Here is a 23,296-nt window from a genome sequence, read left to right as displayed (position 1 = left end):
ATCCGGCCCCCTTTTTCTATAAAATATAGCTGCGCTCAGACGGCGATATCGTCGAACAGTTCCACACCGGACCGCACCGCCATGGCCTGCCGGTAGGCCTCGATCTCAGCGGGATAAACCACCCCACGGATCAGCGAGAGGCTATGCAGATGCGCGAACAGATGGATATCGTCCGTGGAGAGTTCGCCATTCACAGCTTCGGGCGAACGGATCAGTGGCGCCAGATCTTTCAGCAGTGCATTGAGCTGCGTCAGTTCTTCGGTTTTCTCTTCCAGCAGTGCGCTAAAAGCCCCAACGGATGGCTCCTTGCGACGGATGAAGCCGGCACGCGCGGATGTCGTATCAAACTCCGGCAGCGGGGCGGCAGCCGCGCGAGGGAGAAACAGGCGATAGAGCGGAGCGGCAGCCTTCTGGAGCCATGACGTAATTTCGGGACGCGTCTTGCCCGTCAGAACAGGCGTTCCGACGCCATCGATATGCATGACGATATCCATGCTCTCGGGCATGAAATGTCCATCCTCTTCAAGGATAGGAACGACCTTGCGGCCCACCATGCGAACCGGACCGTCCACATCGTCATTCAGCAGGATACGCTTCTCATAGGGGATCTTTTTGAACCCGAAGATCATCCGCGCTTTGGTGCAGAACGGGCAGTGTTCGTAAAAATAGAGGGTATAGGGTGCGCTCATGCTGCCTTCCTGTGTCTGACGGGTGCCTGTCTCAGGCTTCTCCGACCGATGAAGAAAAAAGAAGCGGGTCAATCTCGATGGCGTCCAGCGCCTGTCGCCATTTCTTTGCATGATCAGTACCGAACACGATCTCATCACTTGCCGGGGCCACAAACCACGAACTGTCCCGCAGGATTTCCTGTTCAAGCTGCCCCGGCGCCCATGCGGCATGCCCGAGCGCCATCATCGCCTGTTTCGGCCCGTGTCCGGCGGCGATTTCGCGCAGAATATCCAAACTGGCGGTCAGGGTCGTATGCCCATCAACAGCCAGACTACCCTCCCCCGCCCAGTCCGCCGAATGCAGGACAAAACCGCGTGAATGCTCCACCGGACCGCCCATGCACACGCCGATCCGGCGTTCGGGAGGATTGGGGTCTATTCCGAGCTGCGCGAACAGATCGTCCAAACCCGGCTGGGCCAGACGCTTGTTAACGATCAGCCCCATCGCCCCGTCCTGCTCAGAATGGGCGCAGAGATAGATCACCGTCCGCTCAAAAAACGTCTCCGCCAGTGCAGGCGCCGCCACGAGCAGCTGTCCCGTAAGGCCTGCCTCTCTGCCCATCGCCGTCACAGCAGGGTCCGCCAGGTTGTCATTGCGTCCATCGAGTGTTTTTTTCATGCCTGCCAACATGGGTGCATCCCTTCCTGTATTGCAAGCGTTTGCCTTCAGGAGTGTTAATGACATCCAATGTCACTGACCTGAGCCCCGTACCGCCCATGAACCGCCCCTGCCGGGTGCGGACTGTCCGTCTGGAGATTGTTATGCCTCTCACCGTCCTCGTCACCGGCGCCACCGCAGGCTTCGGCCACGCGATTGCAACGCGTCTTGTTCGCGAAGGCCACCGCGTCATTGCCACCGGTCGCCGCAAGGAGCGGCTGGAAGCCCTCAAGGACGAACTCGGCGAGAGCGTTCTGCCCTTCACGCTCGACATGACCAATCGCGACGCCCTCCGCGCACTGCCCGCAGCACTGCCTGAAGACTGGCAGGATATCGACGTTCTGGTGAACAATGCAGGCCTTGCCCTTGGCATGGACCCTGCACAGGACGCCGAACCCGATAACTGGGAATCGATGATCGCCACCAATGTCTCGGGCGTCGTCGAACTGACCCGTGCACTTCTGCCGGGCATGGTCCAGCGCAATACTGGCTACATCATCGCTCTGGGCAGCACGGCCGGGACCTATCCTTACACTGGCGGCAACGTCTACGGCGCGACCAAGGCTTTCGTACACCAGTTCACCCAGAACCTGCGGACAGACCTACTCGGCACCCGCATCCGCGTAACCAATATCGAACCCGGCCTGTGTGGCGGCAGCGAATTCAGCACTGTGCGTCTGGGAGACGACACCAAGGCGGCGGCCGTTTACAAGGACACGACGCCGCTGACACCGGACGACATTGCCGAAACAGTCTCCTGGCTCATCGGTCTGCCCTGGCATGTGAATGTCAATTATCTGGAAATGATGCCGGTCTGTCAGGCATCCGGCGGTCTTGCGGTGAACCGTCATGTCGGCTGAAACAGGACTTCCTGCCAAACTTCGCATTACGGACGGGAAAAAATTCCGTCTGTCCTCCATCGCCACCAACGACACGCTGGGTCGCCAGAAAAACGAGTCCCGCACCCGCATCCGCGACTGCGTGGACCAGATGTCCATTCTCCAGCAGCGACTTGCAGCCTATGCGACCCACGGCATCCTCGTCGTGCTTCAAGGCATGGACACTGCCGGCAAGGACGGCGCGATCCGACACGCCTTTTCGGGCCTGAATCCGCAGGGCGTGCACGTTACGTCGTTCAAGGCGCCCGCCGGAATTTCGACGCGACATGACGATCTGTGGCGCATCCATCTCGCCGTACCTTCCCGTGGCGAAATCGGTATTTTCAACCGCAGCCATTATGAAGACGTTCTGGTGGAGCGCGTTCATCCGGACATGGTCCGGGCCCGCGGGCTCAATCCAGACCTTCCGGATTTCTGGGATCACCGTTTGCAGGATCTGCGGAACTTCGAAAGCTATCTCCACCGGCAGAACATCATCGTCCTCAAGCTGTTCCTCCATATTTCGCCGGAAGAGCAACGCCTGCGCCTGCTCAAGCGGTTGGACCACCCGGAAAAACGCTGGAAATTCAGCCCGTCTGACATCAAGGAGCGTGAGTTCTGGCCGCATTATACCGCCGCTTACGAAGAGGCCATCCGCGCGACCTCAACGCCTGAAGCCCCGTGGATCGTCATTCCATCGGACCATAAATGGCTTGCCCGCGTGCTCGTGGCCGAAGCGCTTTTGGCGACGCTTGAAAGCCTGCATCTCAAGGAGCCGGAACAGAAACTGTCCGATCCTCTGCGCGATGCCCAACAGGCCCTGCTCAAAGGTGCGGCCAAAACCGTCTGAGCCAGACCATGCAGATTTTCTCCCGTCTCAGGCGCTTTCTGTCTCCGTCCGCCGGATCTTCCGATCTGGCGGAGATAGCCCGAAGCGGGACTGCGCTCGAAACCTGCCCGGTGAAGCGCGTTTCTTCGCCGGGCCTTTCTGACCTCCCTCACCCGGAGCAAAATCCGTTCCGGGATTGGGAAAGCATGCCCGTCACGGTCCAGCACTATGCCCTGTGCAATGTCGTGCTGGATCAACCGCTGATGACCCTGCTGCATGCAGGCCGACCCATCCCAGAAACAGCCTATGTCCAGTCCCCGGACGCCGTCTGCGCCCTGACACTGCGTCCGGCCGACATGATAAGCTGCACGCCTTTCAAGGGTCTTACGGCAAGCTGCGTCGATCACTGGGCCTCGAATTACTATCACTGGGTCGCCCATACGATCCCGACCCTGCATATCCTGTCCCTACAAGATAAAGCTGTCCGCCTTGTCCTGCCCGAACACATGCATCCCTGGCAGTTCGAGACGCTGGAGCTTTTCGGCCTGACATCCGATATCCATATCCGCCTGCAACAGGGGTGCCAGTACGCGTTCAAGGCGCTGGACTACATCACCTTCGTCAATGGCAGCGCGGATTTCGCCATCTCAGACCTCTCCCGTGCCGCCTATACCCGTCTCCGGCAGGCCGTCGGAACTACGGCCAAACCTGCGGGTCGGCGGCTCTATATCGAACGGGGAGCCTCGGCCAACCGGCATGTTCCCAACGAGTCCGAACTGGCGGATAATCTGGAAAAACTTGGTTTCGAGCGCGTCCGTCCTGAAACTCTGTCCCTGACCGAACAGATCCGTCTCTTCAGCGAGGCCGAAATGGTCATGGGAATGCTCGGCGCCGGGATGGCCAATATCGCCTGGTGCCAGCCGGGAACCCTCGTTTACGAACTTGTTCCGTCCCACCACATCAATCCCTGCTTCGCAGCTATGGCGACACAGAGCGGCCTCCGGTACTGGGCAGATGTCTTCCAGACGGGCACTGAACAGGAAAACCATACGGACGACGCTTCCATTCCATTGCCTGTCGCCGACATCCTCGACCGGGTCCGGGATCTGATCGCCCGCCTCCCCTGGACCTGAAAAAACAAAACCCCGCCGAAGACCTGCTCCGGCGGGGTTTTAGATCATTCAGATCCCGAAAGACGGATCAGGAACGGCGCTTACGGCTCGAACCATCACTCTTCGGGCCGTCGCCACCTGCGGGCTTCGGACGACCAAAGCCCGAACCGCCACGACCTTTGTAACCGCTTCCGCCGCCAGCACCACCACGCGGGCCGCCCTTGAAGCCACCACCCGAACGGCCACCGCCGGCACCGCCAAAGCGCTTGCCTTCACCCGGATTGCGACCACGAGCCCCCATGCCGCCAGCAGGCGCTTCAGACGGCTCGATCGTCACTTCGTCGGCTTCTGCGCCAGCGAGGCAGGACTTGAAACGGGCCACGCTCTCATCAGCGATCTGGAAATAGGTCTGTTCCTGATCGATGCGGATGCTGCCGATTTCGCGCTTCTGAACGCCGCCCAAACGGCAGATCAGCGGGATCAGCCACTTCGGATCAGCGCGCTCAGTGCGGCCAACGCTCATCTTGAACCACTCACCCGCCATGACGTGTTCTTCACGCGGCGCGCGCTCCCCACGTTCGCCACGCTCTGTGTGACGCGGGGCCTCGACGGACATCGGACGGACCTGCTCAACCTTCGGCAGACGCGCCCGGTACAGACCCACCAACGCAGCAGCGAGCTTCGTGGCGTCGTATTTCTCGGCGAGCTGGTTGACCAGCTCGTCGGACATGTCGTCCACGGCGTTCGTCAGGATCGGATCGTCCATCAGACGGGTCTTGTCCTGCTCGGCAATCGCCGCAGCCGTCGGAACAGCTTCCCATTCCGCCTGAATCTTGGCCATCTGAAGCAGGCGCTCGGCCTTGCGACGCTGGCTCACCGGCACCATCAGAACGCTGGTGCCCTTGCGGCCCGCACGGCCGGTCCGGCCCGAACGATGCAGCAGGGTCTCGGCAGCCGTCGGGATGCTGGCGTGAATCACAAGGTTCAGGGCCGGTACGTCAATGCCACGGGCCGCAACATCGGTCGCAACGCAGACGCGTGCCTGACCCGAACGCAGGCTCTCGATCGCACGGCTACGCTCGTTCTGGCCCATCTCGCCAGAAATGGCGACGGACGCAAAACCGCGCTCAAGCAGAGTCGCCTGAACCTGATTGACCATCATGCGGGTGTTGCAGAACACCATGGCGGTCGGGCTCTCGTAGAAACGAAGCACATTGACGAGCGAGCGTTCGATTTCCTGCGGCGGCGTGACAACACAGCGATAGGTGATGTCGGAATGCTGCTTCGCGCCCGAGACCGTGTCGATCCGCTCGGCATTCTTCTGGTAACGGCGCGCCAGCGACGCGATTTCGCGGGCGATCGTTGCGGAGAACAATAGGGTGCGACGCTCGGTCGGAGCGGCATCGAGCAGCTTTTCGAGCTCGTCGCGGAAGCCCATGTCCAGCATTTCGTCGGCTTCGTCGAGGATGACGCAGCGCAGGGCGGACAAATCGAGGGAGCCACGCGACAGATGGTCGCACAGACGGCCCGGCGTGCCGACAACGATATGGACGCCACGATTAAGCTCGCGGGCTTCGCTACGGGCATCGGTGCCGCCAATGCAGCTCGCGATGCGGGCACCGGTTTCGGCATAGAGCCACTTGAGTTCGGACTGGACCTGAAGCGCCAACTCACGCGTCGGCGCGATCACGAGCGCCATGGGCTGAGGGGACGGCGGAAGGCGATCGGCGTCTCCGAGCAGGGTCGGAGCGATGGCCAGGCCGAAGGCGACGGTCTTGCCCGACCCCGTCTGCGCGGAAACCAGCAGGTCGCGCTCGTCCAGACCCGGCTGAAGAACTGCTTCCTGAACAGGAGTCAGCTGTTCGTAGCCACGTGCCTCAAGGGCGCGCTTAAGGGCAGGATGGGTATCGGGAAAAGGCATATTTTATGAACACTCGGCAAACGTCACGCCGACGACAGGATGCGGCGGCTGGAATGCCGCTGCATAAAGACTTCCGCTTCAAAATACCAGAAAGAACGTATGGCAGGCTTTTTCTTGCGTTTCCAGCTCAGGTTCTGGGCTTGCGACCCACCACCGCATGAACCGTATCGCGCCATGCCGTCAGGTCCTCCGGCGGGACGACCTCGCCGGTATCCAGCTCGGCCAGACCGGTGCGGGACATGAGAACGCTCACCAGCCGCACGCGGTCCGCAGGCTCCAGCGCCTGCCAGATCGCAACGGCTTTGGCCGCATGAAACTGGTCGGAAAACGTCAGAATCAACGGCGCGCCGGGCTTGAGCACCCGCACAATTTCCATCAGGATCGCCAAAGGCTGCGTCAGGTAAGCCAGCCCGTCACACAGCGTCACGGCATCAAAACTGTCATCTTCAAAAGGCAGCGTCGGCTCGTCATTGAGATCCTGCACAATCCGTTCGTTCAGGATCGGATTGGCCTCCAGAGCGGCTTTCGCAACACCCAGCCCAACTACGCGCTGGAACTGCGCCTCCTGCGGATAATGACTCAATGCTCCGGCCATCAGTTCCAGCACAGCGCCCCCAACTGGCAGAGCCGTCTGATACAATGCCGTCACAGCGGTCTGCGCGCCCATATCCATCAGCGAATCCGGGATATGCTGCGCATGGAAAATCGTGTCAGGTTCGTTGTTGGCGCGCGTGAACGCCGCGACGTGCATTCCTTCAAGCTGTTCGGGGCCGCTCATATCCACTCCTTCTGATCCAGCAGCGGACATGAGGGCATGTTCCCCGTGCGTCAACCCGCGGGATGCTTTATGAGAGGGGCCACCATGAGCCTCTCCTTCACGAAAATGCACGGTCTGGGCAACGATTTCGTCGTAATCGACGCCCGCCAGAACGATCCCGCGCTCGATACCGCTACCATCCGCCATCTGTGCGACCGGCGCTTTGGAATCGGCTGCGACCAACTCGTGCTCCTGACTGTCCCAACGCTGGACGGCGCGGATGTGCATGTCCGTTTCTTCAATCCCGACGGTTCTGAAGCCGGAGCCTGCGGCAATGCGTCCCGCTGCGTGGCAAAATTCGTCGGTGGCACGCCCACGCTACAGACTGCCGCCGGCCTTCTCCCCACAATACGCGACGGCGATCTTTTCACGATCAATATGGGTGTACCCCGTCTGGACTGGCAGGACGTGCCGCTTTCGCAGGCCTGTGACACACTACACTTACCCCTGCATGATGCAGCGGCCTGCTCGATGGGCAATCCGCATGCCACAATTTTCGGCGACACCTCCCGTGCTGAAGGGCTGGGCGCCGGGCTCGAGCAGGACGCTCTGTTCCCCGAACGCGCCAATATCGGTTTCGCACAGATCCTCTCCCCGACCCATATGCGCCTGCGCGTCTGGGAACGTGGTGCCGGCCTGACACTCGCCTGCGGCTCCGGTGCCTGCGCAGCCGTCGTGAATGCCGTGCGTCGCGGCCTGACGGAGCGCACCTGCACCGTGACCATGGATGGCGGAGATCTGCGCATCACATGGCGTGCGGACGGCCATGTCCTCATGACAGGACCCGCCGCCACGGTTTTCCATGGAACAACCGCGTGACAGCCTCCGTCCTGACCTTCGGCTGCCGCCTGAACGCGCATGAAAGCGACGGCATGGCCCATCATGCACGCGGCCAGACCGACACCATCATCGTCAACACCTGCGCCGTGACGACCACAGCCGAACGGCAGGCGCGACAGGCCATCCGTCGGGCGCATCGCGAAAATCCAGACGCCAAAATCGTCGTAACCGGCTGCGCCTCAGACATTGCACCGGATCGCTGGGCCGAACTGCCGGGCGTGGTTCGTGTCGTGCCCAATGAAGACAAGCTCAAGCCCGCCATCTGGGGCGATCACGGCACAGGGCTACCGCCGTCACGCCACGCCCGTGCTCTTCTTCAGGTTCAGCAGGGCTGCGATCATCGCTGCACATTCTGCATCATCCCCTATGGTCGCGGCGATTCCCGCTCCACGCCCATTGAGGATGCTATCGCCCGCGCCGAGGCCCTTATCGAAGCCGGTCATCAGGAAATCGTCCTGACCGGTGTGGACATCGCGTCCTGGCAAGACACCGGAGGCAAGGGGCTAGGTGCATTATGCCGGGAACTGCTCCGCCGTGTTGAAGGTGTCCGGCGCCTCCGCCTGTCGTCCATCGACCCTGTTCTTCTGGATGTGAAAACGGGCGATGCGGATCTCTGGTGGCTATTGGAAAACGAACCGCGCCTGATGCCGCATCTGCACCTCTCCCTGCAGGCGGGGTCGGACCTCATTCTCAAGCGCATGAAGCGCCGTCATGATACCGCAGGCGTTGCGGCCACGCTGCGTCGCGTCCGCTCCATGCGTCCGGAAACAGGTGTGGGCGCCGATCTGATCGCGGGGTTCCCTACTGAAACGGAAGTACTTTTCGAAGAAACCCGCGCCTTCATCGAAGAGCAGCAGATTCCCTTCCTGCATGTCTTTCCCTACAGCGAACGCCCCGGCACCCCTGCGGCAAGAATGCCCGCCGTTCCCAACGCCGAACGCCAGCAACGCGCAGCCCGACTCCGCGATGTCGGAGACAGAAACCGCGACCGTTTTCTCGAACGCCTCATCGGCACGGAATTCGATATTCTCGCCGAAACGCCCGATCGCGGCCATTCCCCCGAATTCGCCGCCATCCGCCTCGTCGGCGACGCGCCTGCGCCGATGCGGGGCAGTTTCGTCCCCGTCCGGGCCACGGGACTGGAAAACGGGACACTTCTGGCAGAAATCCGCACCTGAAACACGTTCAGATCTTCCTGCGCTCTTGACGTCCGGCCCGACCTGTCCGAACTCCCATGCATGGCTGGATTTTTCTCACGACTCAAACAAGGTCTTTCACGCTCGAGTTCGCGTCTCGGCGCCGTCTTCACCCATCGCAAGCTGGACGAAACGGCTCTTGAGGAGCTCGAAGACGAACTGATCGCGGCAGACCTCGGCCCCGCCGTTGCCGAACGCGTAATCGAAAGCTTCCGGAGCACGCGCTTCGGCAAAGACGTGACCAGCGACGAAATCCGCGAAACCCTCGCGACCGAAATCGCCCGCGTTCTGGAGCCCGTCGCAGTTCATTTCGAACCCGATCCGACGAAAAAGCCCCATGTTGTTCTGGTGATCGGGGTCAATGGCGTCGGCAAGACCACGACCATCGGCAAGATGGCACGCCTGTACACAGAAGAAGGCAAATCCGTGATGCTGGTGGCAGGAGATACTTTCCGCGCCGCCGCTGTCGAGCAGCTCGAAGTCTGGGGCAAACGTGCCAATGTGCCCGTCATTGCCGGAAAGCACGGCGCCGATGCAGCGGGGCTGGCCTATGACGGCCTCAAGCGCGCAACTGAAGCGGGAACCGACCTGCTTCTGATCGACACGGCCGGACGTCTGCATAACAAGGGCGCGCTGATGGAGGAACTGGCCAAGGTCATCCGCGTCATGCGAAAGTTTGACGAGACAGCGCCGCATTCCGTTCTGCTGGTGCTGGATGCCACGACAGGTCAGAACGCCGTCGAACAGGTGCGCGTGTTCCGGGAGTTGGTCAACGTGACCGGACTGATCGTGACCAAACTGGATGGCTCCGCGCGCGGTGGAATCGTCGTGGCCCTTGCCGAACAGTTCAAGCTGCCCGTCCATATGGTCGGCGTCGGGGAGCAGGCCGAAGACCTTCGTCCCTTCTCGGCTCAGGACTATGCCAAAGGTCTGGTTGGTGGTTCGAACGATCTGGCCTCAAGACTGATGGAGACCCCGGTCGAAGATACGTCCGCCGTCGAATAAGACTTCAGGCTCCGCGACTGGGAGAAATCTTAGCTCGCAGGAACACCTTCGTCCGAAGACAGCCATTCGTCCTGAAGATAGGCGATACGCTTTTCAATGGATTTGCGCTCGCGCCGGGCGACCTCCGCATTCCAGAGCCGACCGCCAATGGCTGAAGCCTCCGCCACAAGCCACGCCGCGCCAGCCGCCAGCCAGTCCAGTGCCAAAGTCACCGGCTGTGTAATCTGCGCGATGCAGGTCTCCCAGTCTCCATTCGCGGCCCAGGCTTCATGCAGAGGTCGCACCATGACCGCGCCAACATAAAACAGAACGATCATGAGACGCTGGCCATCCGCGTTCGGATCAAACAGCCTCAGAGCCACCATAGGAAGCAGCAATACACCAGCGACCAACAGACTTCCCGGCACATAGGACAGCATCAGGCCAATGACGATTCCGTGCCACCACCGAAATCCCGGAGCACGGAGCGTTTCTGCTCCTACCGACCTAGCGGACGCCATAAATCTTCCTCACTGGCAAAATTCCAGCCAGATACTTGCCATTGCAACTGCGATGCCCGTCAGAAGGGAGAAGAATTCACCAGAATTTCGTGCCTCACGATCATTGGCGGCTTTCCGATCAGGTGCTTCATCGAGCACACGCATCAGATTGCTGATTTCGGCTTCGGCTTCCTGAGCCTGTCTCTGGTCCAGCCTCAGGCCGGTCGGATCGTTGACTGTTGCCAGAAACGTTCCCAGATTTCCATTTTCAGCAGCCTTGCCTAAACGCACGCGCCTCCGGGCACGTGAAGTCTTGCTCCGCCACTGACGCAACTCTGCCTCAAGAAGAGGTACGGCACGTTGCGCCAGAAAACTGAGCGGTGCGTTATCAAATTTCCTTTGTGCAGCGGCAAGCAGCGTCAGATCCGCAAGCCAGCCCGGCAGTCCCGCTTTCTTCGACTGTGAAAGGGGAATGATGCCCTGTCTTGCGCAATGCGCCTCAAGGAACGAGCGCATCTGTTCGTCCAGAAAGCCACTCCGCGCGAGAATATCATCTGGAAGGTCTTCGATTCCCACATGATGGTTCAGCCATCGCAACAACCCCTCAGGCAGAGAAATTCGCACATCGACGCATTTTTTTGAAAGACACGGAAGGTAGCTGTTTCTCTCATAAGGAAATCGTCTGACCAGTTCCGCCCCCTTAAGAGCCATGCGTCGCGCCGCCGCAGACAACGCCGTGATCTGCCGCTCCTGTCTCGACGGGAGATGGGCCGACATAAAGGCCTCAGCATTTCCCACCATGAAACTCAGGATGTTGCGAACCATGCGCTCATCATCAGGCGTAACGGGCTGGACTATCGCCTGAACCAACATCTGGGGGAGCGCCTCAGGCCAGAACCAGATCCCGCCCCAGAACATTGGTGCTGCAGGATCAAGAACGGAGATCGCATGGGTGATGACCATCGTCGCAGGATCTACCGCCTTGCTGCCGCCAGCAGGAAGGAACGAGGCGCTGGCCTGCTCGATCAGGCTCGACATAACGGAGAGCTCAAGCTCACGATGAAGCCAGTTACTGACGACTTTTCTTTGCAGCAACGCCGAAAACTCTGCCGGATACCGTCCAGCATACCAGGCCAGAGCCTGAGGCGTATGCACGGCATTTCCGCCAATCATGAGCGGAATACGAGCGGGAACGACCGGACGGACGGTAAAAACCTTGCTCGGCGCTATCGTCACCAGATCCCTTGGAGATGGGCGATTGAGGGGATCATCAGCCAGCATGGCAGTCAAAAGGGACCGCAGCCCGACAGGGACTTTCTGATCCTGCATATAAGCCGCAGGAGTGCCGATTTCAAAGCGCCGCTTGAGGATATCAGCGTCGGACAGCCCTTCAAGAGGCAGCTTTCCAAGCGCGAGCGCGAGAATGATCACACCCAGCGAGAAGATATCGCAGCCCGTCGTCCCCTCGCCCCGCGCAGACGGACGGCAGACTGCCGAAGACAGGGGCTCAAAAAGAACAGGCTGTTTCTCAGCGGGTGCGGTAACTCCAAGCGGCCCGAGCACAACCTTATGTAATCCCTGTCCGACAAACATGTTGTCGGGGCGGATACTGCGACATGTCAGACTGGCGGCCTCGAGCTTCTGGAGAAGGCCGGCAAACGGACGGATGACGCCGTCAATCAGCTGGCTCTCCGTCCAGAGGCCAAGATTTTCAGCGAGGGATGGACCGGGAGGGTGCGGGCAGAGCAACCACAAGGCGCCCTGGCAATATTCATGGGTCTGGATCGGAATCGCGCTCTCATGTCGAAAGAGCATGAATTCGGAAAGGCGGGGAGAGGGTGCAAAAGGGGCCAACGCAAGATAGGAGGCACCGGAAGCCGTCATATCCTGCGCGCCATATGTCGCGCAGCCGCCGAAATCAGGCTGTTTGTGCTCCAGGCTGATCAGATACCGCTCGGCAATGAGCAGTTCCTGGCTGTTATCTGCCTGAATGTCGGCCATCGAAGTCCCGCTGTTTCCCTGTCCGGTCTTTTGTGCCGGACAGGGATTGAGACTTCGTTAATGCCAGATGCGATTCCAGCAGTGAGAGATCAGTCTTCGAAAGGATCGCGCATCAGGATGGTGTCATCGCGTTCCGGGCTGGTGGACAGCAGCGTTACCGGAGCTTCGATCAGTTCCTCGATACGGCGGACATACTTGATGGCCTGTGCGGGAAGTTCGGCCCAGGAGCGCGCTCCTGCGGTCGTTTCCTTCCAGCCCGGCATCGTCTCATAAACCGGCTTCACGCGGGACTGTGCGCCCGGAGCGGACGGGAAGGTTTCGATTTTCTGCCCGTCCAGTTCATAGCCCACGCAGATCGAAATTTCGTCCAGACCATCCAGAACGTCCAGCTTCGTCAGAGCGATGCCGCTGACGCCACCGACGCGAACGGCGCGCCGGATCAGAACCGCATCGAACCAGCCGCAACGGCGGGGACGGCCTGTGACTGTGCCGAATTCATGACCGCGCTCACCGAGGGTCCGGCCGGTCTGGTCGTGCAGTTCGGTCGGGAACGGTCCCTCGCCCACGCGAGTCGTGTAAGCCTTGGCAATTCCGAGCACGAAGCCGACGGAAGACGGGCTCACACCACTGCCCGATGCTGCGACCGCCGCAACCGTGTTGGAACTCGTGACGAACGGATAGGTGCCGTGATCGACGTCGAGCATGACAGCCTGCGCACCTTCGAACAGGATACGACGACCGGCGCGGCGTGCTTCGTCCAGACGGTCCCAGACCTGGCAGGAGAACGGCAGAAGGCGGGGTGTGATCTCGGTCAGGAAGTCCTTGAGCTGCTCTTTCGTAAAGGTCTCAGCGCCCAGACCGGCGAGCAGCGTGTTGTGGTGTAGGAGCAGTTCGTCCAGCTTCCAGTCCAGCGTCTCGGGTTCGGCCAGATCGCAGATACGGATGGCGCGGCGGGCGACCTTGTCTTCATAGGCCGGGCCGATTCCACGACCGGTCGTGCCGATCTTATGCTCACCGCGGGCGGCTTCACGGGCACGATCGAGCGCGCCATGAACCGGCAGGATCAGCGGAGCGTTCTCGGCAATCCACAGCGTTTCGGGCGTCACGACGAGGCCCTGCGCGGTTACGCGGTCGATCTCGGTCATCAGGGCCTTCGGGTCCACAACGACGCCATTGCCGATCACGCCGATCTTGCCACGCACCAGACCGGACGGCAGCAGGGACAGCTTGTAGACCTGCTCGCCCACGACCAGCGTGTGACCGGCATTGTGGCCGCCCTGAAAGCGGACAACGATATCGGCGCGGCTGGCGAGCCAGTCGACGATCTTGCCTTTACCCTCGTCTCCCCACTGGGTTCCGATCACGGTGACGTTGGACATGAGCTGACTTCCTAGAACTGACAATACGAGACGGGAGAAACGAAAGGGACCGGCAGGTCAGAGCGGCTGGGCCGCCTCGTCCTTCCAGACATGGGTGCAGCGCAGATGCTGCGCCTGAGCGAGCGCGTCCTCGTCATGAGACAGGGCGGACACGGTGGCATAACCGGCCTTGTGCAAGCCCGAAAGACGGGATGCGTCCAGATCGACCGGCACATAACAGCGCGGGCGCGACGCAGACACCGGGGCTGCACGCAAAAGGGCCTGCGGGCGGAGCGTCAGACCGCAGGCAGGCTCCTGCCCCGCCAGATAGCGTCCGCCACGGCCCAGCTCTTCGCGCGAACCGGTCGAAAACACCGTCACGCAAAGACCGGTATGATAGCGCCAGCCCCGGAAATCCACGGGATCAATCGTCAAGCGCAGATCGGGGCTGCGCTCGCGGATCGCTGCCACGGAGGCTGCGAGACGTTCGAAATGTCCGGAAATGTCCTTGGGATAATCCAGTTCAGCCAGCAGATCCAGCGCACGATCGGCAGGACCGGCGGCGCGGAGCATGACGGCCAGCATTCCGGCGATCGGTCCGCCCAGTTCCGCCACGGCACTGGCATCCTTGCGGTCCAGCGCATGGAGCAGGGGTTCGCGGTCGGCTTCGGGAATAACGCCTTCGATCAGGCCAAGCGCCAGAGCGGGCATGGACAGATCGAACGACACGCCCTCGATCCCCAGTTCCGCGAGTGCCTTTGCGCCGAGCGCAATAACTTCCGCATCCGCCTGCGCACTGTCGGGGCCGATCAGTTCGATGCCCGCCTGCGAGACCTGACGGTCGGCCTCACGGCCCGGCGTGCCGACAACGATGCAGCTTCCCGAATAGGACAGGCGCAGGGGACGAGGTGCGTCCTGAAGACGGATGCTCGCGATCCGGGCAATCTGCGTCGTCATGTCCGGACGCAGCGCCATCATGCGATGCGAGTTCGGGTCCATCAGACGAAAGGTCTGGGGAGCGAGGGATTCCCCCGAACCACCCAGAAGAGAGCTTTCAAACTCCAGCAAGGGCGGGCGAACGCGCTGATAGCCGTGACGGGAAAACGCTTCCATCACGCTGGCAATGCCACGGGCTTCGGCTTCGGCCTCCCCCGGCAGCAGGTCGGCAAAACCGGACGGCAGCAGGGCAGAGCTTGGGCTTTCGGAATACAGACTCATGCCGAAAACTCCAGACGGGTCTGTTCATGCGCCCAGTCGAGCCAGGGCAGCAGCGCTTCAATATCGGCCCTCTCGACCGTGGCCCCACCCCAGATCCGCAGACCGGATGGAGCATCGCGATAGGCTGCCAGGTCGTAACCGGCACCTTCCTTCGCAATGAGCCCGGTCAGATGCTTGACCGCCTTGCCCTTCACCTCGTCAGACAAACTCTCAAACCATGGCGCCGTGATTTTCAGACAGATAGACGTGCTGGACCGGGTCTCTTCCCGGACAGAAAGGAACGACACCCAGCCCGCCGTTTCGATCCATTGAGCAACAGCCGCCAGATTCTGCTGCGAACGCGCCTTCAGGGCGGGTAGACCACCGATCTGTTCGGCCCAACGCAGTCCATCCAGCGCGTCCTCGACGCAGAGCATGGAGGGCGTGTTGATCGTATCGCCTTCGAAAATGGCTTCGATCAGGCCCTTTTTATTGGCCAGACGGAAGATCTTGGGCAGCGGACGCGGGGATGGTTGCGACAGACGGGTAGCAGCACGCGGGCTGAGCGCCACCATACCATGCGCAGCCTCGCCACCCAGCGCTTTCTGCCAGGACCAAGTCACGATATCGAGCCGGTCCCAGGGCAGATCCATCGCAAACGCCGCAGAGGTAGCGTCACAGATAACCAGACCTTCGTGTTCGACCGGAATGGCGTCAGCGTTGGGGATACAGACACCCGATGTCGTGCCGTTCCATGTCAGGACGACATCGCGGCTCCAGCCCACGGCCGCCAGATCCGGCAGTTCGCCATAAGGCGCGTCCAGAACGCGCAGATCTTCGATTTTCAGAACGTCGCGCAGATCCTGCGCCCAGGTTCCGGAGAAGCTCTCGAAAGACAGGACGTCGATTCCGCGCTCACCAGCGAGGGCCCACAAAATCATTTCCACGGCGCCCGTATCGGAGGCCGGAACGATCCCCACGCGCCAGTCCGACGGAATACCGAGCAGGTCTTTGGAGCGGGTAATGACCTCTTTAAGGCGTGCACGGCCCTCGGGCGCGCGATGTGAGCGACCCAGCAAAGCCTGATCCAGACCGGTCAGAGTCCATCCGGGACGCTTGGCGCAGGGACCTGAGGAGAAGAACGGGCGAGAAGGTTTGACAGTCGGCTTGGACATGCGCGTTCCGGGCTGATCGGTCCTGAGGTCATTCCGGCAGAAAATGACCGTTCATGGTGCGAGAGAGGGGATTCGAACCCCTATGCCTTTCGGCGGTCGATTTTGAGCCGACTGCGTCTACCGTTCCGCCACTCTCGCGCGGGCAGCCCGGACCCTAATGCATTCCCAGCAAAAGGGCCAGAGTGCAAAATCCGGGCCGTGTGAAATAACGTGCCTTACAGGCCCAGCATCAACAGTAGGTTCTGGATAGCCGCACCTGAAGCCCCCTTGCCCAAATTATCCAATCGCGCGGTCAAAACGACCTGTTCGCCGTTATGATGCACCCGCAGTTCCATATCGTCGGTATGGGCGAGAGTATCCGCCACAAGCTGCGTCTCGGCGGGGACAACACGCACATGGGCGCATCCGACATAGGCATCCTGCAGCACGGCTTCGATCTCGGCCGCCGAAGGCTGGCCGGACAGGTCGTTCAGATGCAGCGGGATGGACACGATCATGCCCTGCGGAAAATGCCCGACAGACGGCACGAAAATCGGCTGGCGCGTCAGACCAGAATAGTGCCGGATTTCCGGCAGATGCTTGTGTTTGAGATTAAGCCCATACAGGAAGAAAGCCGGACCGCCGTCCTTTTCATGCTCCTCGATCGCCACACGCCCTGCCCCGCTATAGCCCGAAACAGCATTGATCGAGACGGGATGATCGGCCGGGATCAGTCCCGCCTGGACCAGAGGACGCATCAGGGCAATAGCGCCCGTTGGATAGCAGCCGGGATTGGCGACAAACCGCGCGCCCTTGATGGCGGCCGCCTGTTCCACATCCATTTCAGGAAAACCGTAAATCCAGCCATCCGCGATCCGATGCGCGGTGCTGGCATCCAAAATCCGGACATCCAGCCCCTTGGCCAGCGCCACGGTTTCGCAGGCGGCTTCATCCGGCAGACACAGGATAGCAACATCGGCCTGTTCGAGCATGGAGCGACGGGCGGCCTTGTCCTTGCGCAGATCCGGCGCAATAGACAGGATTTCCAGACCATAGGACGCTGGAAGCGCCTCGATCCGCTGGCGGATTCCCAGACCCGTCGTGCCTGCTTCTCCATCAATGAAAATGCGTGCCATGCGCCAGCAACCCCGTCTGCAAATCCGTTCCGGAAGACGTTTTACGTCGGGAATGTCAGGCTGTCACGCGCAGGGCCCATCCGGCGCTTTCATCCACCGGGCCGCACAGCTATGAACCTCATAAGCACGATAACAGCAGGATCTTCCCATGCCCCAGTCCAACCGGCCGTCCTCCCAGCCGTCCCCGCGGCAGATCGATCGCCTGCTGGACATCATGAAGCGCCTGCGCGACCCGCAAGGCGGCTGCCCTTGGGACGTGGAGCAGACCCCGGCCACGATCGCCCCTTTCGCGATCGAAGAAGCCTATGAAGTCATGGACGCCATCGCCCGTGACGACCGCGAGGCCATTCCCGACGAACTCGGGGATCTGCTGCTTCAGGTCGTCTTTCAGGCCCAGATGGCGCAGGAAGCGGGTCACTTCGATTTCGAGACCGTGGCAGGCCTGATTGCCGACAAGCTCGTGCGCCGTCACCCGCATGTTTTCGGCGATGCGGCTCTGGAGGATGATTCCTGGGAGCGGGAAAAAGACGCCGAGCGTCAGCGCAAAGCCGAATACGGTGCATTGGCTGGTGTTGCCCTCCCCCTCCCCGCCCTGATGCGCGCCGCAAAACTGAGCCGCCGCGCCGCCCGCGTAGGTTTCGACTGGGACGACCCCACCGGCATTCTCGACAAGGTTCATGAAGAGATTGACGAACTGAAAGCCGAACTCGGCGGGGACCGGGACCGCATCGAGGACGAATTGGGTGACGTCCTGTTCACCGTCGCAAGTGTGGCCCGCAAGCTGGATATTGACCCCGAAGCGGCTCTGCGCCGGAGCAACGCCAAGTTCACCCGCCGCTTTGAAGCAATGGAAGCCATGCTCGCACGCAAGGGGCAGACCATGGCTGAGCAGGATCTGCCGACTATGGAAGCACTCTGGCAGGAAGCGAAGACGCTCCCCGGCATGAAGTGATATTTTAATTAAAACGCATCTCTCCGAAGAAAATCAGTGCAAAAATTCGCATTATTCCCGAGAGAGAAAAACAAATAACGCTCCGCCTTGAAACAGAGAGCAGATTGATGCTTTCGAAGCATCAATCTGCTCCTACAGAACAATGTTAAATCTTATTCTGAAAGAGTATTGTTCTGACTATCTGTCCATTTATTTACAGATGCGTGCCAATAAGCTTCTACACCTTTAATGCCATTCAGAACACAACTGTTACACCAAACATACGACCCATCCGCGATAGCCGTTGGCAGGCTGTTCAAGGCATAAGATCCGCTCGTAATCTGCCCTGAAACGGTCAGGGAATTTCCTACAGACGCCTGGGCATTTATTGTGAGCTTTCCTCCACCCTGCAGAGGATTGAAAACCAGATTTCCATTCGCTCCCGGGGTGACGGAAAACTGATTGGTTCCATCAGTAGTCTGAAAATATTGCGTCCCACGCATGACAAAATTGGCATCCGCCGAAAGCTGGCCCGCTACATTGAGCGCTCCAAGCGCATTTGTGGACCCGTCCCCCTTCAGCCTCAGGATATCAGTACCATTATTGGCAATCAGATCCATCCCACCGAGATTGGTTCCATAATCCCAACTTATACGCGCAAGAGGCGATCCTCCCAACGTCGTGCCAGCCTTGGTATTTCCGGTTGTACCGTCAATCCAGCCGCCGAAATTGAGAGACGTGTTGGTCCAACCGTTCGCGCCGGCATTTTCGCGATTCAACCAGGAAACCAAACGAATGTGGTTACCATCAGCCTGCCCGATAAACTCTGCAATTTCAGCATTATTGCCAGCATCAGAACCAACTGAATAAGGTGCAAACAGCTTGAGTCCGTTGGCGTTAATTTCAGCTTCCCCGCCATCGCCGGTTAAACGCAAAAGTGACCCACCACTGCCACCAAATCCACCCGCAACAAACACACCGTAACTATCTGAAGTCGGTTTTTTACTATTGGGCGCCGAGTAGGCCATGGTCAGTCCGTGTACGGAAACCATGTAATCCTGCAAGGCGTAGTTCACCATATTGACTTCGTTATATTCAAGCTTGTGCGCCAGAGAACTCGTTGGCACACCATTGGCATCCAAAGCCGGATTGTATTCTATCTGCTCGACCTGCCCGAAGTCTTTATTTTCCGCACCCAGCAGGACTGTCGGAGTGCTGTAAGCCGTCCAGTAAGTGTCAAGTTTTGTCGTGTCCGGAATCTGCTGTGCGGCTGAACTCGCACCGCCATAAGCAATCCAGCCCGGGCCAATAACGATATACTTTGAACTGCCGTCCGCCTGTGTTTTGTCCCAGTCAGAAACAAAAGCGTGGTAAAGCCCGTTGACGGGAAGCGTTTTGGAAGAACCTGGAGCCACTCGCGTAATTGTCGGATCGTAGCTGTTCGTAGTGATGGTCATACCATCACGCAGCTGGGCAACCTGTGCTTTCGTCAAAGGCACGCATGACTTGCCGCTCGTATCTGCAGGGCCACATCCCGGCATCCAGACATGTGTTGCGTCGTAAGAAACCCCCGACAAAACCAAGCGCGCTGCGGCAGAGGCCATGTTCACCCCAATACCGACGTTTTCAAAATCCTCATAATCAGCCAGAAGTGACGTCGATTGCTCCAGCGCCGCTCCAATCCCCATCCGGGCATTTTCACGTCCTTGAGCAGTATCTGCGACAACCAAACACGCTCCCGCGTCGTAATTGCCATAAGGATGACAGTTGATTCGTTCTGAACCCAGAGAACCGCGTGCGCCGTTTGGAGCACCTTGACCCTTGACGTCTGCTACGAAGTCTCCCCCGACCTGAATGCCATCCGGGTCAATGGCCCATCGTCCACTGTTAACCACGGTAGGCTGAATACGAACGATAGAGTCGACGGAAACAGGGTTGTTCCACAGCCCGGCAGTCGTGCTGATGGGAGATGTAACCTGCCCCGCAGAATTCAGACCTGCAATCCCGTTTGCGGAACCTATTTCTGTTATTGGAATGTAGTTCGCCAGAAGCGAACTCGTCACATTATCTGAGCAAATGGTAGGATGACCGTCTGCGTCCAAACCACAAGCCTGAACCTGTACAGTGGTCGGGTGCCACTGCCCGTCATTCCCCTTGTAAGCGTTGACCACAGGACTTCCTTCCGCATTCAGACCGGAAGTAATTTTCACTGCATGATACTGGTTGTCAGAAGAACGATATGTTTGAGGAACGGTAGTTGATGCCAGAGCAGAACCAGACAGCAAAACACCGAACAAAATATGTTTTTTCAACATTGAGTTTCTCAATTTTTTGCAGAAAATAAATCAATTTACTTGAATAAAACTATTCAGAGATAATATTGCAATTTATTGAGTGAGATACTTCAATAAGCAACTATAACATACTATACTAAAATTCACACACAAATGCAAGTAAAAGAATAAAAATGCAGATTCACACTCTCTGCTATTTTAGAATTCGAGCCCCTTCTGCTCTCTTTGATGCCCGTAAATTTTTCAAGAAAACCATTAGATTTGGACGGTTTTCCATGAACTCCTCTTTTATCGGCGTGCGGACGGCATGCCGCAGAGATTTTTTTCAGAACTTCTCAAGTCGTCTTTCACTCAAAAAGATACGTCAGGCTTGCAGGTCTGACGTTTTCATGTGGGCCGAACCTGCTAGAGAACATTCCCATGACGGACGATCTCGCCCCATTCGATTTCGAACTCCCCCGCGATCACATCGCGACGGAGCCTGCGCGCCCGCGTGACAGCGCAACACTGCTGCATGTGCGAGCCGGCCTGCCACCCGATCCGCGCGTGATCCGCGACCTGCCTGATCTCCTGCGAGAGGGCGATCTGCTGATTGCCAACAACACGGCCGTCATCCGCGCCCAGCTTGCCGCCACACGCGGGGAGGCGAAAATCGGGCTGACACTCGACCGCATTCTGGCGGATGGAAGCTGGCATGCCCTGGCGCGCAATTCCCGCAAGCTGAAGCCGCAGGACGTCCTGCATTTCGGCGACGATCCGGTCACGGCAACCGTTGTGGAAAATGAAGGCGATGGCGCCGTCAGCATCCGCTTTTCGGTCGAGGGAGACGATTTCGACACTTTTCTGGAACGTGTCGGCGCACTCGCGCTCCCTCCTTATATCGAGCGTCCCTTCGGCCCGACGAAGCAAGACGATACGGATTACCGCACCATCTTCTCGCAGTATCGCGGCGCAGTAGCCGCGCCCACGGCCGGTCTGCATTTCACACCTGAAGTCCTCGCAGCACTAGACGCAAAAGGCATCCAGCGTCGGACCCTGACACTGCATGTTGGCGCAGGCACGTTCCTCCCAGTCCGCTCCACTATTGCCGAGCACAAGATGCACGCAGAATGGGGCGAGATCGACGCCGAAACTGCAGCAGCCATCAACGAAACCCGCGTCCGCGGCGGTCGGATCGTAGCCGTCGGCACCACGTCCCTGCGCCTGCTGGAAAGCGCGGCCCGCGAGGATGGGACCGTCGCTCCGTGGCGCGGTGAGACCTCCATTTTCATCAAACCCGGATACCGCTTCAAAACGGTGGACGTCCTGATGACCAATTTCCATCTGCCGCGTTCGACGCTGTTCATGCTCGTCTGCGCGTTCAGCGGCACCGAGACCATGCGTGAGGCCTATGCCTACGCCATCACCAACGGATTGCGGTTCTATTCGTATGGCGATGCCTGCCTGCTGGAGCGCGCCCCATGAGCGATCATAAAACCGATCACGCCACCAAAATGACCTGGGTACCTGAAGCGACCTGCGGCATGGCGCGCGCGGGCCATCTGCACACCCGCCACGGTACGGTCCCAACCCCGACCTTCATGCCGGTCGGAACCGTCGGCACGGTCAAGGGCATGACGATGGACGCCGTACGCTCCACGGGTGCAGGCATCGTTCTGGGCAACACCTATCATCTGATGCTGCGCCCCACGGCGGACCGTGTGCAGAAGCTGGGCGGCCTGCACAGAATGATGGACTGGCCCGGCCCGATCCTGACCGATTCCGGTGGGTTTCAGGTCATGTCACTCGGCGCGCTGCGCAAGCTTGACGAAGACGGCGTGACGTTTCGTTCGCATATCGACGGCAGCAAGCACCGTCTGACGCCAGAGATCTCGACCGACATCCAGTTCAAGCTCGACGCAACCATCACCATGGCATTCGACGAATGTCCGGCCCTGCCTGCCACGCCCGAAGCCCTGCGGAAATCCATGGAAATGTCCATGCGCTGGGCCGCCCGCTCCCGTGAGGCGTTTGTCGCGCGCGAGGGGTATGGACAGTTCGGCATCGTGCAGGGCGGCACCGAGCGTGACTTACGCGAATATTCCATCAAGGCGCTGACCGATATTGGCTTTGAAGGTTATGCGATCGGTGGTCTGGCCGTGGGTGAAGGTCAGGAACTGATGTTCTCGACGCTAGACTTCACCACGCCAATGCTGCCGCAGGACAAGGCGCGGTATCTGATGGGCGTCGGGACGCCGGACGACCTTCTGGGCGCGGTCATGCGCGGCGTGGACATGTTCGACTGCGTAATGCCCTCGCGCGCGGGTCGCACTGCCCGCGCCTATACCGAGCGCGGTGCCATCAATCTGCGGAATGCCCGTTTCGCCGAAGACACCCGCACGCTGACACCCCATGACGACACGCCCGTCGCCGGGCGTTACAGCCGTGCCTATCTGCACCATCTGTTCCGCGCCAACGAGATGCTCGGCCCGATGCTGCTGACATGGCACAATCTGGCCTATTACCAGCGCCTGATGCGCCAGATCCGCGCCGCCATCGTGGACGGCACGCTCGACGCTTTGGCCGTGAAGCTGCGCGAAGACTGGGCCAAAGGCGACTGGACCGAAGACGAATGGCCGATGCCGGATCTGGCCCTTTAATCCGGAGCTTTGCTCCAGACCCCACAAAGGGACGCGGTCCCTTTGATCCCGATTCAATAAATTGGGGTGAAGGGGTCAAGACCCCTTCCGGGTGCAGGGCAGAGCCCTGCATCACCCCAGAAA

General features: G+C 59.8%; 20 protein-coding genes and 1 tRNA gene. 9 read left to right on the top strand and 12 right to left on the bottom strand.

Translation table 11 applies throughout. From position 1 onward, the window contains the following. Positions 1–35 precede the first annotated feature (35 nt). Complete coding sequence (gene grxB, locus HKD21_RS11780; protein WP_194255851.1) at positions 36–689, bottom strand: glutaredoxin 2; 654 nt, start codon at positions 687–689, stop codon at positions 36–38. 31 nt (positions 690–720) lie between these two features. After that, the gene (locus HKD21_RS11775; protein WP_194255850.1) at positions 721–1,347 is read right to left on the bottom strand and encodes a YqgE/AlgH family protein; all 627 of its coding nucleotides are present in this window, start codon (positions 1,345–1,347) and stop codon (positions 721–723) included. A 143-nt stretch (positions 1,348–1,490) separates the two neighbouring features. Here HKD21_RS11775 and HKD21_RS11770 point away from each other — a divergent pair, with 143 nt between their 5' ends. Genes HKD21_RS11770 through HKD21_RS11760 form a run of 3 tightly spaced genes read left to right on the top strand, consistent with a single transcriptional unit; the run spans position 1,491 to position 4,226 of the window. After that, positions 1,491–2,246, top strand: a complete 756-nt coding sequence (locus HKD21_RS11770) for an SDR family NAD(P)-dependent oxidoreductase (RefSeq protein WP_194255857.1) — start codon at positions 1,491–1,493, stop codon at positions 2,244–2,246. Continuing rightward, complete coding sequence (locus tag HKD21_RS11765) at positions 2,236–3,114, top strand: polyphosphate kinase 2 family protein (protein ID WP_194255849.1); 879 nt, start codon at positions 2,236–2,238, stop codon at positions 3,112–3,114. The genes HKD21_RS11770 and HKD21_RS11765 overlap by 11 nt, the downstream gene beginning before the upstream one ends. Positions 3,115–3,122: 8 nt before the next feature. Next, entirely contained in the window at positions 3,123–4,226 is a 1,104-nt protein-coding gene (locus HKD21_RS11760; protein ID WP_194255848.1) for a glycosyltransferase family 61 protein, read from the top strand. 67 nt (positions 4,227–4,293) lie between these two features. Here HKD21_RS11760 and HKD21_RS11755 read toward each other — a convergent pair whose 3' ends face one another. Beyond that, positions 4,294–6,126 (bottom strand): DEAD/DEAH box helicase, encoded by a 1,833-nt coding sequence (locus HKD21_RS11755; protein ID WP_194255847.1) that lies wholly within the window; start codon positions 6,124–6,126, stop codon positions 4,294–4,296. Positions 6,127–6,253: 127 nt separating this feature from the next. After that, positions 6,254–6,904: a class I SAM-dependent methyltransferase gene (locus tag HKD21_RS11750; protein ID WP_194255846.1), complete on the bottom strand. Its 651-nt coding sequence runs from the start codon at positions 6,902–6,904 to the stop codon at positions 6,254–6,256. A gap of 84 nt (positions 6,905–6,988) precedes the next feature. On the opposite strand from HKD21_RS11750, the gene dapF reads away from it, so the two are divergent. The 3 genes from dapF to ftsY are packed head-to-tail and all read left to right on the top strand — an operon-like array spanning position 6,989 to position 9,984. After that, positions 6,989–7,762 carry a diaminopimelate epimerase gene (gene dapF, locus HKD21_RS11745; RefSeq protein WP_194255845.1) on the top strand — a complete coding sequence of 258 codons (774 nt, stop codon included), beginning with the start codon at positions 6,989–6,991 and terminating at the stop codon, positions 7,760–7,762. After that, positions 7,759–8,961 carry a MiaB/RimO family radical SAM methylthiotransferase gene (locus tag HKD21_RS11740; RefSeq protein ID WP_194255844.1) on the top strand — a complete coding sequence of 401 codons (1,203 nt, stop codon included), beginning with the start codon at positions 7,759–7,761 and terminating at the stop codon, positions 8,959–8,961. The genes dapF and HKD21_RS11740 overlap by 4 nt, the downstream gene beginning before the upstream one ends. A gap of 60 nt (positions 8,962–9,021) precedes the next feature. Next, positions 9,022–9,984 (top strand): signal recognition particle-docking protein FtsY, encoded by a 963-nt coding sequence (gene ftsY, locus HKD21_RS11735; protein ID WP_194255843.1) that lies wholly within the window; start codon positions 9,022–9,024, stop codon positions 9,982–9,984. A 29-nt stretch (positions 9,985–10,013) separates the two neighbouring features. Here ftsY and HKD21_RS11730 read toward each other — a convergent pair whose 3' ends face one another. The 7 genes from HKD21_RS11730 to argC form a co-directional block, all read right to left on the bottom strand. After that, positions 10,014–10,484, bottom strand: coding sequence for a hypothetical protein (locus HKD21_RS11730; protein ID WP_194255842.1), 471 nt, complete (start codon positions 10,482–10,484; stop codon positions 10,014–10,016). Between the two features lie 9 nt (positions 10,485–10,493). Then, a complete protein-coding gene (locus HKD21_RS11725) occupies positions 10,494–12,464 on the bottom strand; it encodes a serine/threonine-protein kinase (RefSeq protein WP_194255841.1) in 1,971 nt (656 codons plus the stop codon). A gap of 89 nt (positions 12,465–12,553) precedes the next feature. Then, a complete protein-coding gene (locus HKD21_RS11720; protein ID WP_194255840.1) occupies positions 12,554–13,843 on the bottom strand; it encodes an adenylosuccinate synthase in 1,290 nt (429 codons plus the stop codon). 57 nt (positions 13,844–13,900) lie between these two features. Continuing rightward, positions 13,901–15,040, bottom strand: coding sequence for an ATP phosphoribosyltransferase regulatory subunit (locus HKD21_RS11715; RefSeq protein WP_194255839.1), 1,140 nt, complete (start codon positions 15,038–15,040; stop codon positions 13,901–13,903). After that, the gene (locus HKD21_RS11710) at positions 15,037–16,194 is read right to left on the bottom strand and encodes a phosphoserine transaminase (protein ID WP_194255838.1); all 1,158 of its coding nucleotides are present in this window, start codon (positions 16,192–16,194) and stop codon (positions 15,037–15,039) included. The genes HKD21_RS11715 and HKD21_RS11710 overlap by 4 nt, the downstream gene beginning before the upstream one ends. Positions 16,195–16,248: 54 nt before the next feature. Continuing rightward, positions 16,249–16,332: transfer RNA gene (locus HKD21_RS11705), tRNA-Leu, on the bottom strand. 77 nt (positions 16,333–16,409) lie between these two features. Next, a complete protein-coding gene (gene argC, locus HKD21_RS11700; RefSeq protein ID WP_194255837.1) occupies positions 16,410–17,309 on the bottom strand; it encodes an N-acetyl-gamma-glutamyl-phosphate reductase in 900 nt (299 codons plus the stop codon). Between the two features lie 148 nt (positions 17,310–17,457). On the opposite strand from argC, the gene mazG reads away from it, so the two are divergent. Beyond that, complete coding sequence (gene mazG, locus HKD21_RS11695; protein ID WP_194255836.1) at positions 17,458–18,261, top strand: nucleoside triphosphate pyrophosphohydrolase; 804 nt, start codon at positions 17,458–17,460, stop codon at positions 18,259–18,261. 152 nt (positions 18,262–18,413) lie between these two features. Here mazG and HKD21_RS11690 read toward each other — a convergent pair whose 3' ends face one another. Further along, positions 18,414–20,555, bottom strand: a complete 2,142-nt coding sequence (locus tag HKD21_RS11690; protein WP_194255835.1) for a hypothetical protein — start codon at positions 20,553–20,555, stop codon at positions 18,414–18,416. A gap of 399 nt (positions 20,556–20,954) precedes the next feature. Here HKD21_RS11690 and queA point away from each other — a divergent pair, with 399 nt between their 5' ends. Both queA and tgt read left to right on the top strand, forming a co-directional pair. Then, on the top strand, positions 20,955–21,998 hold the full coding sequence (gene queA / locus HKD21_RS11685) for a tRNA preQ1(34) S-adenosylmethionine ribosyltransferase-isomerase QueA (protein WP_194255834.1): 1,044 nt from the start codon (positions 20,955–20,957) through the stop codon (positions 21,996–21,998). A 29-nt stretch (positions 21,999–22,027) separates the two neighbouring features. Continuing rightward, positions 22,028–23,173 carry a tRNA guanosine(34) transglycosylase Tgt gene (tgt, locus tag HKD21_RS11680; RefSeq protein ID WP_194255856.1) on the top strand — a complete coding sequence of 382 codons (1,146 nt, stop codon included), beginning with the start codon at positions 22,028–22,030 and terminating at the stop codon, positions 23,171–23,173. Positions 23,174–23,296 lie beyond the last annotated feature (123 nt).

The sequence above is a fragment of the Gluconobacter cerevisiae genome, from assembly GCF_015244675.1.
GTDB lineage: Bacteria > Pseudomonadota > Alphaproteobacteria > Acetobacterales > Acetobacteraceae > Gluconobacter > Gluconobacter cerevisiae.
The sequence above is the reverse complement of the archived record's forward strand: the minus strand, read 5'-3'. Positions and strand labels throughout refer to the sequence as shown.